The organism is Streptomyces sp. NPDC001093 (genome assembly GCF_040298985.1).
Classification (GTDB): Bacteria; Actinomycetota; Actinomycetes; order Streptomycetales; family Streptomycetaceae; genus Streptomyces.
The window spans coordinates 41107-59099 of sequence record NZ_JBEPBF010000056.1; the positions used below are offsets into that span (position 1 = coordinate 41107).

At 72.8% G+C, this 17993-nt stretch carries 6 protein-coding genes and 1 pseudogene; 2 read left to right on the forward strand and 5 right to left on the reverse strand.

Annotation, left to right across the window (positions count from 1 at the left end; genetic code table 11):
* The first annotated feature begins 14 nt into the window (after window positions 1-14).
* Both ABT288_RS26090 and ABT288_RS26095 read left to right on the forward strand, forming a co-directional pair.
* Window positions 15-1286: an aminotransferase class V-fold PLP-dependent enzyme gene (locus tag ABT288_RS26090; protein ID WP_351612246.1), complete on the forward strand. Its 1272-nt coding sequence runs from the start codon at window positions 15-17 to the stop codon at window positions 1284-1286.
* A 151-nt stretch (window positions 1287-1437) separates the two neighbouring features.
* Entirely contained in the window at window positions 1438-2487 is a 1050-nt protein-coding gene (locus ABT288_RS26095) for a fatty acid desaturase family protein (RefSeq protein ID WP_351612248.1), read from the forward strand.
* A gap of 96 nt (window positions 2488-2583) precedes the next feature.
* On the opposite strand, the gene ABT288_RS26100 is transcribed toward ABT288_RS26095, so the two are convergent.
* The 5 genes and pseudogenes from ABT288_RS26100 to ABT288_RS26120 form a co-directional block, all read right to left on the reverse strand.
* Window positions 2584-3333 (reverse strand): thioesterase II family protein, encoded by a 750-nt coding sequence (locus ABT288_RS26100; protein WP_351612251.1) that lies wholly within the window; start codon window positions 3331-3333, stop codon window positions 2584-2586.
* Between the two features lies 1 nt (window position 3334).
* Complete coding sequence (locus ABT288_RS26105) at window positions 3335-4594, reverse strand: LLM class flavin-dependent oxidoreductase (RefSeq protein ID WP_351612254.1); 1260 nt, start codon at window positions 4592-4594, stop codon at window positions 3335-3337.
* 56 nt (window positions 4595-4650) lie between these two features.
* The gene (locus tag ABT288_RS26110) at window positions 4651-5187 is read right to left on the reverse strand and encodes a flavin reductase family protein (protein WP_351612257.1); all 537 of its coding nucleotides are present in this window, start codon (window positions 5185-5187) and stop codon (window positions 4651-4653) included.
* A 17-nt stretch (window positions 5188-5204) separates the two neighbouring features.
* Window positions 5205-6542: pseudogene (locus tag ABT288_RS26115) on the reverse strand (type I polyketide synthase); the annotation flags it as partial.
* Window positions 6543-6561: 19 nt separating this feature from the next.
* The coding region (locus ABT288_RS26120; protein ID WP_351612260.1) for an SDR family NAD(P)-dependent oxidoreductase at window positions 6562-17993 on the reverse strand (11432 nt) is incomplete at its 5' end.

A 17993-nucleotide genomic window follows, 5' to 3' on the forward strand; every position in this document is an offset into this window, starting at 1 on the left:
GGGAGGCCCCGGAAGTGAACACGACGTCGCACGGTGACCGAAGGGTCCACCTGAACACGGCCGGTGTGGGCCGCATGTCCGCCGCCGTACGCGCGGTCCTCACCGAATGGACGTGCCACGAGGACCGGTTCGGGCCGTACGAGCTGGAGGAACGCCTGGAAGACGTCCTCCACGGAGAGATCCACGAGCGACTGGCCGCGCTGCTGGGCGCGCCGCTCGGCGACACCGTCCTGTGCACCGGCGCAGCCGACGCCTTCGCCGCCCTGCTGTCCCGGCTGCCGCTGGGTCCCGGCGACCGCGTCTGGACGACTCCCTACGAGTCGGCCGCCAACCTCACCACGCTCTTCGCCCTGCGCGACCGCACCCGCTGCCGGCTGGACGTCGTACCGCTGCGCCACGACGGCGACCTCGACCTGGAGTGGATGGCACAGCACATCGGCGACGACGTCGCCCTGGTCTGCGTTCCGTACGTCCCCTCGGGATGCGGCATCGTCAACCCCGTGGAGGACGTGGGACGCATCCTCGCCCCGCACCGGTGCCTGTACGCCGTCGACGCGTCGTACGCCGTCGGCCAGCTCCCCGTGGACGTCGCCCGCATCGGCTGCCAGCTGCTCACCGGGGACGGCTGGAGGTTCCTGCGCGGCCCGCAGTCGGCCGGATTCGCCTATGTGGCACCGCAGTTGCGGCAGGCCCTGGCGCCGAACGGCGGCGCGTCGCCGGCCGTGCCGGACGGCGCGCGCGTCGCCGCGCTGAACACGGCCCTGGCCGAGCACGCCACGGCTGCCCCGCACCAGGACCTCGGCCCCGTCCTGCGCGCCGCCGTGGAGCAGGTGCCCGGCACCGAACTGATCGACCCGGGGCGAACCCGGTCCGGCATCCTCACCTTCCGGCACGAGGAACTGCCGGCCGCGCTGCTCCGCCGCGGGCTCGCCGACCACGGGGTCGCCGTGTGGAAGACGGTCGCCCAGGAAACCCCGATGTACCTGCCCCGGCGCGGTGTCGTCACGGCCGTACGCGCATCCGTGCACCACGACAACACGGCCGAGGACATCGAGGTGTTCGCCGACGCCCTGCTGGATCTCGTCACCGAGGCACGGGGACGCCGGCCGGCTCCGGCGCCGCGCGCTCTGTCCGCCGTACCGGGCACGTCGGCCGGAGCACGCGCGGGCGGCGGCGCCCCGGCGGTCCGCGGAGTGCTGCCGCGTCAGCGCAGGGCCGGGCAGCGGCATCTGACACTGGTGTCCGGGGGGCCTCGGGACCCCATCCCGCTCGAGCCCGGGGCCTGAGCGGTCCGCAGCCGCGGCGGAGCATCCCTGGGGCACCGGTCGAACGACCGTGAATTAGGGGTGCTCCCGTATTCATGCCGGGGTCCGCACCGCCGGGAATAGGGGTCGGATCCCATTATGCTGGGGAATACCCGCCCACATACTGGGTCGCATGGCGAACCCCACTGTGCTCACGGAGCAAATTCCGCCGGTCGCCCGAGGAGCAGGGAGTGATTACTCCCGCCTGTCGCGCAGAATTTCCGAGGCGGGGCTGATGGAACGGTGCCCTCTCTACTACACCCTGCGATTCGGCGCAGTCGTCCTCGCACTGGCGGCCTGCTGTACGGCGTTCGCCGTACTGGGAGACAGCTGGCTGCAGCTCATCGTCGCGGCCGGCCTGGCCGCGGTCTTCGGACAACTGGGGCTCGCGGCCCACGACCTGGCGCACAAGCAGGTGTTCTCGCGGCGCCGCCCCACCGAGATCGGCGGGCTGATCGCCGCCAACGCGCTCCTCGGCATGAGCTACGGCTGGTGGATGAACAAACACACCCGCCACCACGCCAACCCCAACCACGAGGAGAAGGACCCCGACGTCGCACCCAACCTCATCGTGTGGTCGCGCCGGCAGGCGAGCGTGGCCCGGGGACTCCCGGCCTTCATCGGCCGGCACCAGGCGCTGCTCTTCTACCCGATGCTGACGCTGGAGGGATTCAACCTCTCCGTCGGCAGTTTCCGGGCTCTTTTCACCCCGTCGATGAAACGGCCCTTCCTCGAGGGAGGCCTGCTCGTCGCGCATTTCGCCGTCTACTTCGGCGCAGTCTTCACCGTGCTCTCGCCCGGCAAGGCGGTCGCCTTCGTCGCCGTGCACATGGGGCTGTTCGGCCTCTATCTCGGCTCGGTGTTCGCCCCCAACCACAAGGGCATGCAGATGGTCACCGACGGCCAGGAGCTGGACTTCCTGCGCCGCCAGGTGCTCACCTCGCGCAACGTGCGCGGCGGCGCCGTCATCGACGCGCTGATGGGCGGCCTCAACTACCAGATAGAGCACCACCTGTTCCCGAGCATGCCCACTCCCGCCCTGCGCAAGGCCCAGCGGATCACCGAGCAGTACTGCGCCGAACTGGGCATCCCCTACCACCAGACCGGACTGATCGCCTCCCACCGCGAGGCACTGCGGCACCTGCACAGCGCCGGCGAGCCCCTGCGCGCCGAGCGGCGCTGACTGGCTGACGAGGACAAGGCAGAACCCAGGCCACCGACGGGGGAAGGCGGATGGCCTGGGTTCTGCGGTTTCGGGGGACGGCCCGTGGCACGGGCCTCAGACGAGATGATTCTTGATCGCCGCCATCACCTCCGCTGCGCGGGAGTTGAGATAGAAGTGGCCGCCCGGGAAGACCCCCAGGGTGAACGCGCCCGAGGTGTGCTCGCTCCAGGCGCGCGCCTCGTCGAGCGTCACCTGGGGGTCCGCGTCGCCGGTGAGAGCGAAGACCGGGCAGCGCAGCTTCGGCCCCGGCGTGTACCGGTAGGTCTCGGCGGCCCGGTAGTCCGCCCGCACCGACGGCAGGATCATGCGCAGGATCTCGGGGTCTCCCAGCACCTGTGTGTCAGTGCCGCTGAGCCGCGTGATGTCCGCTATGAGACCGTCGTCGTCCAGCAGGTGCACCCGCTCGTCCCGGACGGTGGACGGCGCCCGGCGCCCCGAGGCGAACAGGCCGTGCAGCACCAGTCCTTCGGCCTCCAGCCGGCTCGCCAGCTCGAACGCCAGGGAAGCCCCCATGCTGTGACCGAAGAACGTGACGGGCCGGTCGAACCACGGGCGCACCTCGTCGACCAGCAGGTCGGCCAGCCGCGGGATGCTGTCGACGCACGGCTCGTGCCGCCGGTCCTGACGGCCCGGGTACTGGACCGCGAGCACGTCGACACCGGGCGACATGGCGCGGGAGACCGGGAAGTAGAAGGACGCCGATCCGCCCGCGTGCGGGAAGCAGACCAGCCGGTGCGGGGCCTCCGGCGCGGGGTGGAACCGCCGTATCGACGCCCCGGCCGCCGTTGCGGTTTCCGTGGTCACCTCAGGCCCCCAGTTCGGGCGAGATCACGTAGTCGGAGACGTCCGTGGTGTTCTCGGTGACCCGGCCGAGCGCCTCCTTGAGCGCGGTCGCCAGCCGCTCCCGCTTGGCCGTCTCGCGCGCCTCACGACGCTCCACGAACTCCGGCATCACCTCGGAGGCGAACAGCTCCAGTGACTCCATGATGTGCTCGTGCCGGTTCTTGCCGACCTGCACGGAGAAGATGACCTGGTCCACGCCGGCCTGTTCGTAGCGACGGATGACATCGGCGATCTGGTCGGGGGTGCCGATGCCCCGGCGCAGCGAGGTGATCTGCTCCAGCATCGCCTTGGCCTCGGGGGTGGGCTCCTCGCCGTCCGCCGGCCCGACCGGCTCGCGGGTCAGGCCCACGGCGGCACGGTTGTTCTGGAACTCCTGCCACACGTCGGTGACGGCCGGACGGTGCTGCCCGGTGATGTAGTAGTGCATCAGCGAGTACGAGAAGAAGTGCGCGCCGTCCAGACCGCGGTCGAGGGCGGTCTCCTCGTCCTGGTGGCACATGAACGGGAAGACGACCGAGAAGTTCGGGTTGACGGCCTTGCCCGCGGGGACGCACTCCTCGGACTCGAGGATGCCGTAGTAGGTGTCCACCCACTCCTTGGCCTCCTCGGGGGAGACGAAGGAGAAGGACAGCGCTCCCATGCCGTTGCGGGCCGCGGTCTCGATGGTGGTACGGGCGCTGCACGCCATCCACAGCGGCGGGTGCGGCTTCTGCTTGGGCTTGGGCAGGAGGTTGCGCGGCGGCACGTTCACCCACTGGCCCTCGAAGCCCCGGAACGGCGTCTCGGTCAGCAGCCGCGTGACGACCTCCAGGGACTCCTTCCACTGCTCCTTCTTGGTGTCCCGGTCGACCTCGAAAGCGCCCAGCTCCAACTGCGAACTTCCCGCGCCCGTACCGAAGTCGACACGTCCGCCGGAGAGCAGGTCGAGCGTGGCCAGACGCTCCGCGACCCGGATCGGGTGGTTCACCGCGGAGGGCAGGGACACGATGCCGTGGGCCAGCCGGATCCGCTGGGTGCGGGCGGCGGCCGTGGCGAGGAAGACCTCCGGTGCGGACGAGTGCGAGTACTCCTCCAGAAAGTGGTGCTCGGTGGCCCACGCGTAGTCGAAGCCCAGCCGGTCGGCCAGCTCGATCTGCTCCAGGGACTCGTTGTACAGCCGCTCCTCGCTGTCCTCCTCCCAGGGCCGGGGCAGCTGGTGGTGGTAGATGAGACCGAATCGCATGAGTTGTACTCCTTGATTGCTTGGCGCGCCGGCTGGTGCCGCCCCGGACGGGACGTTCAGGCCGCGGGACGGTGGAAAGCAGAGCGGTAGAACAGAAGAGGGGCGGCATCGGGTTCGGCGACCTCGACCGCGCGCACCCTGCCGACGACGATCCAGTGGTCCCCTCCGGGGTGCACCGCCTCGACGGTGCAGTCCGCCCAGGCCAGCGACCCGGACAGTACCGGCGAGCCGGTGCCCGGGCCCGGCGTCCAGGCGACGCCGGAGAACTTGTCGGAGCCACGGACCGCGAAGGAGCGGCACAGCGCCTCCTGGCCCGCGCTGAGGATGTTGGCGCAGAACGCGCCGGACGGCTCGATCCTCGGCCAGGTCGTGGAGGTGCGCGCGACCGAGAAGGTCACCAGCGGGGGATCGAGGGAGAGCGAGGCGAAGGACTGGCAGGTGAAGCCGACCGGTTCGTCCGCCGACGTTCCTCCGCGTGCCGTGGCGAGCGACGTGATGATGGTCAGCCCGCTGCAGAAGTGGCCCAGTACGCGGCGGAACTCGGCAGGATCGATCAGGCTCTGAAGGGTCGGTGGGGTCGCGGTGGCAGGCACGAGGTCTCCCGTCAGTGGGGCGCTTCTTCGAGGATCACGTGGGCGTTGGTGCCGCTGATGCCGAAAGAGGAGACACCGGCCCGGCGGGGACGTCCGGTTTCCGGCCAGGGCCTGGCCTCGGTGAGCAGCCGTACGAGTCCGGCGTCCCAGTCGACCCGCGGGGTCGGCTCGTCCACGTGCAGGGTCTTGGGCAGCGTCCCGTGGCGCATCGCGAGGATCATCTTGATGATGGACGCCACGCCGGCGGCCGCCTGGGTGTGGCCCAGGTTCGACTTCACCGAGCCCAGCCACAGCGGGCGGTCCTCGGGGCGGTCCTTGCCGTAGGTGGCCAGCAGCGCCTGGGCCTCGATCGGGTCGCCCAGCCTGGTGGCGGTTCCGTGTGCGTCGACCGCGTCCACGTCCGCGGTGGTGAGCCCCGCGTTTTGCAGCGCCTGCCGGATCACCCGCTGCTGCGCCGGCCCGTTCGGCACGGTCAGTCCGCTGGATGCCCCGTCCTGGTTGAGCGCCGACGCCCGTACGACGGCCAGGATCCGGCGGCCGTTGCGCCTGGCGTCGGACAGCCGCTCCAGCATGATCATGCCGGTTCCCTCACCCCAGCCGGTTCCGTCGGCGGCCGCCGCGAAGGACTTGCAGCGGCCGTCGGGAGACAGCCCGCGCTGTTTGGTGAAGTACTGGAACGTCTCCGGCGAGGCCATCACCGTCACCCCGCCGGCCAGCGCCAGCGAGCACTCCCCGGTGCGCAGCGCCTGAAGGGCCAGATGCGTCGCCACCAGCGAGGACGAACAGGCGGTGTCGACGGTGACCGCCGGGCCCTCCAGCCCCAGCGTGAAGGCGATGCGGCCGCTGATCAGACTGCCGCCCGTGCTGGCGCCCTCGTACTCGTGGTACATCAGCCCGGTGAACACTCCGGTCCTGCTGCCCGCCAGGGAGTGCGGGTCGATACGGGCGTTCTCGATCGTTTCCCACGCGGTCTCCAGCAGCAGTCGCTGCTGCGGATCCATCTCCAGGGCCTCGCGCGGCGAGATCCCGAACAACTCGGCGTCGAAGTCCGCCGCGTCGTGCAGGAAGGCCCCGTGCCGGGTGATGCTCTTGCCGGGGGCGCCGTGCTCGGGGTCGTAGAGACGGTCGACGTCCCACCCGCGGTCCGTGGGGAACGGGGTCACGCCGTCACGTTCCTCGATCAGCAACCGCCACAGGTCCTCGGGGGTCTCGGCGCCGCCGGCGAACCGGCAGGCCATGCCGACCACCGCTACGGGCTCGGCCGAGGCCTGCGCCAGCCGCTCGTTCTCCTGGCGCAGCCGCTCGTTGTCCATCAACGACGCCCGCAGCGCCTCGACGATCTCTTCCGTCTTCATGGCTGTTCCCGTCTCCGCCTCAGTCGGACTTCCTGGCCCCGAGGGCCGTACGGACCAGATCGCTGATGTCCATGTCCGCGATCGCGCTGTGGGTGGCGTCCGCGGCGTTCGCCCCGGTCGCCGGCTCCGGCTCGCTCTGCGGCGGCGCGAGCTCTTCCAGCAGGTACCGCGCCAGGACTTCGGGGTTCGGGTAGTCGAACATCATCGTGGCCGGGAGCCTGAGCCCGGTCTCGGCACCCAGCAGGTTGCGCAGCTCGATCGCGGCCAGCGAGTCCAGGCCGAGTTCGGTGAAGCCGCGGTTCATGTCGATCGCGTGCGGCTCGTCGTGACGCACCGCCGCAACCTGATTGCGTACGAGGTCCAGCACGATCCGCAGTTGCTCGTCCTCGGTCAGGCCCGCGAGCCGCTCCTCCAGGGACTCCTCCGACGCTGCCTCCGGGCCGGCCGTCGCCGGCGCGGCCGAGGCCGCTGCCCGAGCCGGGGTCCGGCCGGCGGTGACGAGCCCGCGGAGCGGCCCGGGAACCTGCTCGGCCGCGGCGAGCGCCGCGGTGTCCACCGGCAGTGGCACCAGTACCGTCTCGCCGGTGCCGAGCGCCGCGTCGAACAGCGCCAGCCCGTCCTGCGGCGTGATCGCCGGCGTGCCCAGCCGGCGCTGCCGCTCGAACACGGCCGTGTCCAGGACGGCTCCCATGCCGTCGCCCTCCCACAGGTGCCAGGCGAGCGAGGCTGCGGCGAGGCCGGCGGCCCGGCGGTGGTGGGCGAGCGCGTCGAGGAAGGTGTTGGCGGCCGCGTAGTTGGCCTGACCGCCGTTGTCCCAGAATCCGGTCGTCGAGGAGAACAGGACGAACGCGTCGAGGTCCAGGCCCAGTTCGAGGCTCAGCTCGTGCAGATTCCAGGCGGCGTCCGCCTTCGGCCGCAGCACCTTGTCGAACCGTTCCGGCGTCAGCGAGGCGATCAGCCCGTCGTCGACGATTCCCGCCGCGTGGACGATGCCGCGTACGGGGTGCGCGGGGTCGGTCGCGGTGATGAGCGCGGCGAGGGCGTCGCGGTCGGCGGCGTCGCAGGCGGCGAGGGTGACGGTGGCGCCGGCGGTGGTGAGTTCCTCGCGCAGTTCGGTGGCGCCGGGGGCGTCCGGTCCGCGGCGGCTGGTCAGGATCAGGTGGCGGACGCCGTGTGCGGTGACCAGGTGGCGGGCGACGAGGGCGCCGAGGCCGCCGGTGCCGCCGGTGATCAGCACGGTGGACTCCGCGTCCCACGGGCTCGCAGCCGTGCCGCCGGAGACCTTCGCCAGGCGCAGGACGCGGGCCTGACCATCCCGCAGGACCAGCTCCGGCTCGCCCGACGCCGCGGCCGCGGGCAGCGCCCGCGCGGACTCCGCCGTGTCGTCCAGGTCCACCAGGACCAGCCGGCCCGGGTGTTCCGCCTGTGCCGCACGCACCAGACCCCACACCGGAGCCTGGGCCACATCGGGACGCTCGCCCGCCGTCACGGCCATCGCGCCACGCGTGGCCACGACCAGCCGCGAGGTGGCGAACCGCTCGTCCGCCAGCCACCGATGTACCGCCGCCAGCACCCGGTGCACCGTGGCACGGGCGCCGGGTGCCCCCGGAGCGGCCGGCTCGACGGGCAGCAGCACCAGCTCCGGTACGTTCCCTGCCGCCGCCGAGACCGCCTCCAGTACCGGCAGCGCGTCGTAGGACGGCGCCGGGAGCGGAACGGGCGCCCAGGAGAACCTGTGCAGGCCGTCGGCCGACCGGCCGCCCGCCGTGCCGAGCTGCTCCGGCGAGACCGGCCGGGACACCAGCTGTTCCACCGTGGCCACCGGGCGGCCCTCGGCGTCGGCCACCCGCAGCGTGGTGACCTCCTCGCCGCGTACCCGGCGCAGCAGTACGCGCAGCGAGGTGGCGCCGGCCGCGTGCACGGTCACCCCACTCCAGACGAAGGGCAGCTGGGTGGTCCCGGCCTCCTCCTCGTTCAGCAGGTCCACGTGGCTCGCCGCGTCGAGGAGAGCGGGGTGCAGGGTGAACCGGGCGGCGTCGGCGTGAGCGTGGTCGGGGAGGGTGACCTCGGCGTAGACGTCGTCACCGGACCGCCAGGCGGCCGTCAGGCCCTGGAAGACCGGGCCGTAGGTGTATCCGCGTCCCAGCAGCCGCTCGTAGGCACCGTCCAGGTCGATCGGCTCGGCACCGGCCGGCGGCCACTGCGTGAGGTCCGTCTCCGGCTCGGCGGGCCGTGCGGTCAGCGTGCCGGTGGCGTGCCGGATCCAGTCGGCGTCGGTGTTCTCCGGTCGGCTGTGGATGCTCGCCGGCCGGCGTCCGTCGGCGTCGGCGGGGCCGACGACGATCTGGAGGGCGAGCGCGGTGCCGTCGGCGGGCAGGACGAGGGGTACCTGGAGCGTGAGTTCCTCCAGATGCGGGGTTCCGGTCTCGTCGCCGGCGCGGATGGCGAGTTCGACCAGGCCGGTGCCGGGCAGCAGGGTGGTGCCCAGGACCGTGTGGTCGGCGATCCACGGGTGCGTCGCCGTCGACAGCCGCCCGGTCAGGACGGCACCGCCGCCGTCGGGCAGCGTGATCACCGAGCTGACCAGCGGGTGTCCCGCGGCGACCTGCCCGTGCCCGGTGGCATCGGCGGCCACCGTCGGCTCCGGGGAGGTCTCCAGCCAGAACTCCCGCTTCTCGAAGGCGTAGGTGGGCAGGTCGACGCGGCGGGCGCCGGTCCCGTCGTAGAACGCCCTCCAGTCGACGGTGGTGCCGGTGGTGTGCAGGCGGGCGAGGGCGGTGACGAGTTCGCGGGTCTCTTCGCGGTCGCGGCGCAGGGCCGGGACGAAGACGGCGTCCTCGGTGGTCTGCTGGGCCATGGCGGTCAGGACGGCGTCGGGGCCCAGTTCGAGGTAGGTGGTGACGCCGGAGGAGGCGAGCACGCGTACGGCGTCGGCGAAGCGGACGGCCTCGCGGACGTGGCGGACCCAGTACTCCGGGTCGGTCAGCTCGTCCGTCACCGGGGTGCCGGTGAGGGTGGAGACGATGGGGATGCGCGGGCTGCCGTACTCCAACTCCGCCGCGATCGCCCGGAATTCGTCGAGCATCGACTCCATCAGCGGGGAGTGGAAGGCGTGGGAGACCTTCAGGCGGGTGGTCTTACGGCCCTGCGCCTCGAAGTGCGCCTTGATCCGCAGCGCCTCCGCCTCCACACCGGAGACCACCACCGCCTGCGGGCCGTTCACGGCGGCGATGCCGATGCCGTCAGCGAGCAGGGGGCGTACTTCTTCTTCCGTCGCCTGGACGGCGACCATCGCGCCGCCCCCGGGGAGGGCCTGCATCAGCCGGCCGCGCGCGGTGATCAGCTTCGCGGCGTCGGCGAGGGACAGGACACCGCAGACGTGGGCGGCGGCGAACTCGCCGATGGAGTGCCCGGCGAGGTAGTCGGGGGTGATGCCCCAGGACTCCAGCAGCCGGTACAGGGCGACTTCGAGGGCGAACAGGGCGGGCTGGGTGAACTCCGTACGGCTCAGCCGCTCGGCGTCCTCGCCCCAGACGACGTCCCTGAGGTGCGGGTCCAGCTCGGCCAGGACCGCGTCGAAGGCCTGCGCGAACACCGGGAACGCCTCGTACAGCTCCCGGCCCATCCCGACCCGCTGCGCCCCCTGACCCGTGAACAGGAACGCCGTCAGGCCGTCGGCGCGGTGCGTACCGGTGACCGTCTCGGGCGACGTACGGCCCTCGGCCAGCGCGGTCAGACCGCGCAGGGCCTGGGCGCGGCCCTCGGCGACGACCGCGGCACGGTGTTCGAGCGCCGCGCGTGAGGTCGCCAGCGAGAAGCCCGTGTCGACCAGATCCAGCTCCGGGTCGGACTCCAGCAGCTCCTTCAGCCGCGCGGCCTGGGCGGACAGGTTCTGCGCGCCGCGGGCCGACAGCAGCAGGGCCGTGGCGTGGCCGTCCGCCGCGGGCCGTGCGGGCTGCTGAGCCCGGGGAGTCTCGTCCCGGTCGGGGGCCTGCTCCAGGATGATGTGCGCGTTGGTGCCGCTGAGGCCGAAGGAGGAGATACCGGCCCGGCGCGGACGCCCGGTCTCGGGCCAAGCACGGGCCTCGCCGAGCAGCCGGACGTTTCCGGCCGTCCAGTCCACCTTGGGCGACGGCTCGTCCACGTGGAGCGTCTTGGGCATGACGCCGTTGCGCAGCGCCATCACCGTCTTGATCACGCCGCTGACGCCGGAGGCCGCCTGGGCGTGCCCGATGTTCGACTTGATGGAGCCGAGCCACAGAGGCTGGTCCTCGGGGCGGCCCTGACCGTAGGTGGCCAGCAGCGCCTGCGCCTCGATCGGGTCGCCCAGCGTCGTGCCCGTGCCGTGGCCCTCGACGAGGTCCACGTCGGTGGCGGACAGCCCCGAGACCGCCAGCGCGCGCTGGATGACCCGCTGCTGGGACGGCCCGTTGGGCGCGGTCAGGCCGTTGCTCGCGCCGTCCTGGTTGATCGCCGAGCCCTTGACGACGGCCAGGACCGGATGTCCCTTGGCCCGCGCCTCGGACAGCCGCTCGACGAGCAGCAGGCCCACGCCCTCCGACCAGCCGGTTCCGTCGGCCGCGCCGGCGAACGCCTTGCAGCGACCGTCGGCCGCCAGCCCCCGCTGCTGGCTGAAGTCCACGAAGATGTCCGGCGTCGGCATCACCGTCACACCGCCCGCCAGCGCCATCGTGACCTCACCCTGGCGCACCGCCTGGCAGGCCATGTGCAGGGCGACCAGCGAGGACGAGCACGCGGTGTCGACGGTGACCGCCGGGCCTTCCAGACCCAGGAGGTAGGAGACCCGGCCGGAGGCGATGCTGCCCGCACTGCCGTTGCCGAGGTAGGGCGACAGGTCGTCCGGCACGGCACCGGGCCGGCTGCCGTAGTCGTGGTACATCACGCCCACGTACACACCGGTCTGGGTGCCGCGCAGTGTCGTCGGGTCGATGCCGGCCCGCTCGATCGCCTCCCAGGAGACCTCCAGCAGCAGCCGCTGCTGCGGGTCCATGGCCAGCGCCTCGCGCGGCATGATGCCGAAGAACTCCGGGTCGAACTCGGCAGCGTCGTGCAGGAATCCGCCGCTGACCGTGTACGTCTTGCCCGGGGTGCCCGGCTCGGGGTCGTACAGGCCCGACGCGTCCCAGCCGCGGTTGACCGGGAAGCCGGACACCGCGTCCCGGCCGTCGGCCACCAGCTCCCACAGCTCCTCGGCGGAGCGGACCCCGCCAGGGAATCGGCAGCCGATGCCGACGATGGCGATCGGATCGTCGTCCGCGGCGGCGGAGACGGCCGGCACGGGCAGTGCGGATGCGGCCGTCGCCGCGGACGTGCCGCCCGACTTCTCGATCACGAGGGCGGCGACGGCACGGCAGTTGGGGTAGTCGAAAACGAGCGTGGCCGGCAGCTTCAGGCCCGTGACCGCGTTGAGCGCGTTGCGCAGCTCGACCGCGGCGAGCGAGTCGAAACCCAGCTCCTTGAAGGCCCGGTCGGCGCCGACGGACTCGATGCCGCTGTGGCCGAGAACGGCGGCCACCTCCTTGCGGACCAGTTCGAGCACCGCTCGGTCGCGTTCGGCGCCGTTGAGACCGGCCAGACGCTGCGCCAGTGCCCCGCCGCCGTCGGCGGAGGACGCGGCGGACCGGGCCGCGCGGCGGGCCGGGCCCCGGCCGAGACCCCGCAGCAGCGCGGGCGGCTCGTCGGCGCGCGAGCCCAGCGCCGCCCGGTCGACGCGCACCGCGGTCACCTGGTGAGCCCCGGTGGCCAGCGCGGCGTCGAAGAGCGCGAGCCCCTCGGCGACCTCCAGCGCCGGCATGCCGAGCCGCCGCATCCGGTCGAGGTCGGAGTCGGCGATCGGACCGAGGCCGGTGTCCACCGCCCACATGCCGAACGCCAGGGAGGTCGCCGGGAGCCCGGCGGCGGCGCGGTGGTGGGCGAGGGCGTCGAGGAAGACGTTGGCGGCGGCGTAGTTGGCCTGTCCGGCGGCCAGCACCTGGCCGCCGGCGGAGGAGAACAGGACGAACGCGTCGAGGTCCAGGCCGCGTTCGAGGCTCAGCTCGTGCAGGTGCCAGGCGGCGTCCGCCTTCGGCCGCAGCACCTTGTCCACCTGCTCGGGGGTCAGGGTCCCCGCGAGACCGCTGTCGATGACGCCCGCGGTGTGGACGACGGCGCGGAGGGGGTGTTCGCGGGGGACGGTGTCGAGGAGGCGGGCGAGGGCGTCGCGGTCGGCGGCGTCGCAGGCGGCGAGGGTGACGGTGGCGCCGGCGGTGGTGAGTTCCTCGCGCAGTTCGGTGGCGCCGGGGGCGTCCGGTCCGCGGCGGCTGGTCAGGATCAGGTGGCGGACGCCGTGTGCGGTGACCAGGTGGCGGGCGACGAGGGCGCCGAGGCCGCCGGTGCCGCCGGTGATCAGCACGGTGGACTCCGCGTCCCAGACAGCGGCCGTCCCCTCACCGGAGCCGGTGGCCCGAACGAGACGGGGAACGGCGAAGTGGCCGCCGTGGACGGCGGACTCCGGCTCGCCCGAGGCGGCGGCCGCCGCAAGCCCGGTGAGCGACGCCGCGGATCCGTCGGTGTCCAGCAGCGCGAAGCGTCCCGGGTTCTCCGCCTCCGCGGCCCGCACCAGGCCCCACACGGGCGCCTGCGCCAGGTCGAGGGTGTCCTCGAGGCGGGCGGCCACCGCGAAACGGGTCACGAACACCAGCCGGGACCCGCTGAACCGGTCGTCGGCCAGCCACTTGCGTACGGCGTCGAGAACCGCGAGGGACACCTCCCGAGCCGCGTCCGGAACCTCGGCCGCGACCGCGCCGGCGACCGGATACAGCACCACGTCCGGCATCGGCTGCCCTGCGGCGACCGCTTCCGACAGCGCGGCGAGGTCGGCGAACACCGGTACGGATACGTCGAGTTCGGACGGCCCGGCGAGCCGGGCGACGGTGCCGCCCACGGCCTCCGGCAGCGGCAGGCCCTGCCAGCCGACCCGGAACAGGGAGTCGCCGTGCGAGTCGCGGGACGCCGCCAGCTGCTCGGTGGCCACCGGCCGGGAGACCAGCTGTTCCACCGTGGCCACCGGGCGGCCCTCGGCGTCGGCCACCCACATCGCCGACACCTCGTCGCCGCGCACCCGGCGCAGCAGTACCCGCAGCGAGGTGGCGCCGGACGCGTGGAGGGTCACGCCGTTCCACGAGAACGGCAGCAGCGTGTCGCCGTTCGCCTCGCCCTGGGCGTCGAGCAGATCGGCATGCATCGCCGCGTCGAGGAGGGCGGGGTGCAGGGTGAACCGGGCGGCGTCGGCGTGGGCGTGGTCGGGGAGGGTGACCTCGGCGTAGACGTCGTCACCGGAACGCCAGGCGCCGGTGAGGCCCTGGAAGACGGGGCCGTATGTGTAGCCCCGGGCCAGGAGCCGTTCGTAGGCCTGGTCGGTGGGGATGCGGGTGGCGCCGGCCGGGGGCCACTGGGTGAGGTCGAAGGCGGGAGCGGCGGGGGCGGGTGTGAGGGTACCGGTTGCGTGCCGCGTCCATTCGGCGCCCGTGCTCTCGGGCCGCGTGTGGATGCTGACGGGTCGGGTGCCCGTGGCGTCGGCGGGACCGACGAGGACCTGGAGCGCGAGGGCGCCTTCGGTGGGCAGGGTGAGGGGGGTGTGGAGGGTGAGTTCCTCCAGGTGTGGAGTGTGGGCTTCGTCGCCGGCGCGGATGGCGAGTTCGACCAGGCCGGTGCCGGGCAGCAGGGTGGTGCCCAGGACCGTGTGGTCGGCGATCCAGGAGTGGGTCGCCACCGACAACCGCCCCGTGACCACGATCCCGTCCGACTCCGGTGATGCCACCACGGCGCTGAGCACGGGATGGTCCACCGGAGTCAGCCCGGCGGAACCGACATCCCCTGCCGGACCGGTCGGGTGCAGCCAGTAGCGCTCGTGCTGGAACGCGTAGGTGGGCAGGTCCAGGTGGGTGGTCGGACGGCCGCCGAAGTAGGCCGTCCAGTCGACGGTGGTGCCGGTGGTGTGCAGGCGGGCGAGGGCGGTGACGAGTTCGCGGGTCTCTTCGCGGTCGCGGCGCAGGGCCGGGACGAAGACGGCGTCCTCGGTGGTCTGCTGGGCCATGGCGGTCAGGACGGCGTCGGGGCCCAGTTCGAGGTAGGTGGTGACGCCGGAGGAGGCGAGCACGCGTACGGCGTCGGCGAAGCGGACGGCCTCGCGGACGTGGCGGACCCAGTACTCCGGGTCGGTCAGCTCGTCCGTCACCGGGGTGCCGGTGAGGGTGGAGACGATGGGGATGCGCGGGCTGCCGTACTCCAACTCCGTTGCGATTGCCCGGAATTCGTCGAGCATGGGTTCCATGAGCGGGGAGTGGAAGGCGTGGGAGACCTTCAGGCGGGTGGTCTTACGGCCCTGGGCCTCGAAGTGCGCCTTGATCCGCAGCGCTTCCGCCTCCACACCGGAGACCACGACCGCCTGCGGGCCGTTGACGGCGGCGATGCCGATGCCGTCGGCGAGCAGGGGGCGTACTTCTTCTTCGGTCGCCTGGACGGCGACCATCGCGCCGTCCTCGGGGAGGGCCTGCATCAGCCGGCCGCGCGCGGTGATCAGTTTCGCGGCGTCGGCGAGGGACAGTACCCCGGCCACATGCGCGGCGGCGAACTCACCGATGGAGTGACCGGCGAGGTAGTCGGGGGTGATGCCCCAGGACTCCAGCAGCCGGTACAGGGCGACTTCGAGGGCGAACAGGGCGGGCTGGGTGAACTCCGTACGGCTCAGCCGCTCGGTGTCCTCGCCCCAGACGACGTCCCTGAGGTGCGGGTCCAGCTCGGCCAGGACCGCGTCGAAGGCCTGCGCGAACACCGGGAACGCGTCGTACAGCTCCCGGCCCATCCCGACCCGCTGCGCCCCCTGACCCGTGAACAGGAACGCCAGCTTTCCGGTGGCCGCCTCGGCGATACCGCCGCCGTCGGTGATCGCGTCCAGCGCGCGGGCCAGGTCAGCCCGGTCGGCGCCGACCGCGACGGCGCGGTTCTCCAGCGTCGCGCGGGAGGTGACCAGGGCCCTGCCGACCGCCGTGAGGTCATCGTCCGGCACGCTCTCCAGGAACGCCCGGAGTCGTGTCGCCTGGGCGCGGACGGCCGCCGGGGTCCTGCCGGACAACGGCCAGGCGAGCACCGGAGCCTCGGCGGGCACGGGCTCGGGCCGCTCCTCCTGCGAAGCCTGCTCGATGATGACGTGGGCGTTGGTGCCGCTGATGCCGAACGAGGAGACGCCCGCCCGGCGCGGGTGACCGTTGTCCGGCCACGGCTTCGACTCGGTGAGCAGTTCCACCGCGCCCGCCTCCCAGTCGACCTGGGGCGACGGCTCGTCCACGTGCAGGGTCTTGGGCAGCACACCGTGCCGCATCGCCAGGACGGTCTTGATGATCCCGGCGACACCGGCGGCCGCCTGCGTGTGGCCGAGGTTCGACTTGATGGAGCCGAGGTGCAGGGGGCTCCCACCGGCCGGGCGCTGCTGCCCGTAGGTGGCGATGAGCGCCTGGGCCTCGATCGGGTCGCCCAGCGTCGTACCCGTGCCGTGGCCCTCGACGGTGTCCACCTCCGCGGGCGTCAGTCCCGCGGAGGCCAGCGCCTGCTCGATGACCCGCTGCTGGGACGGGCCGTTGGGCGCGGTCAGACCGTTGCTCGCACCGTCCTGGTTGACGGCCGAACCCTTGACGACAGCGAGCACCCGGTGGCCGTGGGCGCGGGCGTCGGACAGCCGCTCCAGGACGAGCATGCCGACGCCTTCGCCCCAGCCGGTGCCGTCGGCCGACGCGGCGAAGGACTTGCAGCGGCCGTCGGCGGCGAGCCCGCGCTGCCGGCTCATGTCGATGAACGTGTCCGGCGTCGACATCACGGTGACGCCGCCGGCCAGCGCCAGCGAGCACTCGCCGGCCCGCAGCGCCTGAACAGCCCAGTGCAGGGCGACCAGCGACGACGAGCAGGCGGTGTCCACCGTCACGGCCGGGCCCTCCAGACCCAGGACGTAGGCGACCCGGCCGGACACCACGCTGGCGAGGCTGCCGTTGCCCAGGTAGCCCGCGTATTCCTCGGCGACCCGGCCGCCGAGGCGGCTGCCCCAGTCGTGGTACATCACACCGGCGAAGACGCCGGTGTCGGTTCCGCGGACCGAGGTCGGGTCGATGCCGGCCCGCTCGAACGCCTCCCACGAGACCTCCAGCAGCAGCCGCTGCTGCGGGTCCATGGCCTGGGCCTCACGCGGGCTGACACCGAAGAACTCCGCGTCGAACTCGGCCGCGTCGTAGAGGAACCCGCCCTCGCGGGTGGAGCTCTTGCCCGAGACACCCGGCTCCGGGTCGTACAGTGCGCCGACGTCCCAGCCTCGGTCCTCGGGGAAGCGGGAGACGGCGTCGCGGCCCTCGGCCACCAGCTCCCACAGCTCCTCCGGTGAGGCGACCCCGCCCGGATAGCGGCAGCTCATGCCGACGATGACGACGGGGTCGTCGTCGGCGACGACGGTGACCGGCGCGGTCTCCCGTGCGGCGGGCTGCTCCTCCTGCGGGGCCAGCTTGCTCGCGATGTGCTCGGCGAGCGCCCGCGGGGTCGGGTAGTCGAAGACGAGGGTGGCGGTCAGGCGCAGCCCGGTCGCCGCGTTGAGCGCGTTGCGCAGTTCCACCGCGGCGAGCGAGTCGAAACCGCTCTCGCTGAAGGCGCGGCCCGGGTCGACCGCGTCCGCCCCGTCGTGGCCGAGTACCGACGCGACGTTGCTGCGGACCAGGTCCAGCAGGGCCTCGACGCGCTCCGGCCCGGACAGACCGGCCAGACGGCCGGCCAGCGAGTCCGCGACGGAGACCGCTCCGCCCGGTCCGGACGCGGCGGCGGCCGCGCGCCGTGTCACCCGGGCCGGCACCAGGGCCCGCAGCACGGCGGGGACGCCGTCGGCGCGCTCCCGCAGCGTGGCGCCGTCTATGCGCACGGGGACGACTGCCGGGGCGTCGCCGCGCAGCGCGGCGTCCAGCAGACGGAGGTTCTCGTCGGCCGACAGAGGTTCGAGACCCAGTTTCGCGATGCGCTGGAGCGCGGTCGCGTCCAGGGACGCACCCATGCCGACGTCACCCGTCCACAGACCCCAGGCCAGTGAGGTCGCGGCGAGGCCGGCGGCCCGGCGGTGGTGGGCGAGCGCGTCGAGGAAGACGTTGGCGGCGGCGTAGTTGGCCTGCCCGGCGTTGTCCAGGAACCCGGCCGTCGAGGAGAAGAGGACGAACGCCTTGAGGTCGAGGCCGCGTTGGACGCTGAGTTCGTGCAGGTGCCAGGCGGCGTCGGCCTTGGGGCGCAGGACGGTGTCGAGCCGGTCGGGGGTGAGGGAGGTGACGAGCGTGTCGTCGATGACGCCCGCGGTGTGGACGACGGCGCGGAGGGGGTGTTCGCGGGGGACGGTGTCGAGGAGGCGGGCGAGGGCGTCGCGGTCGGCGGCGT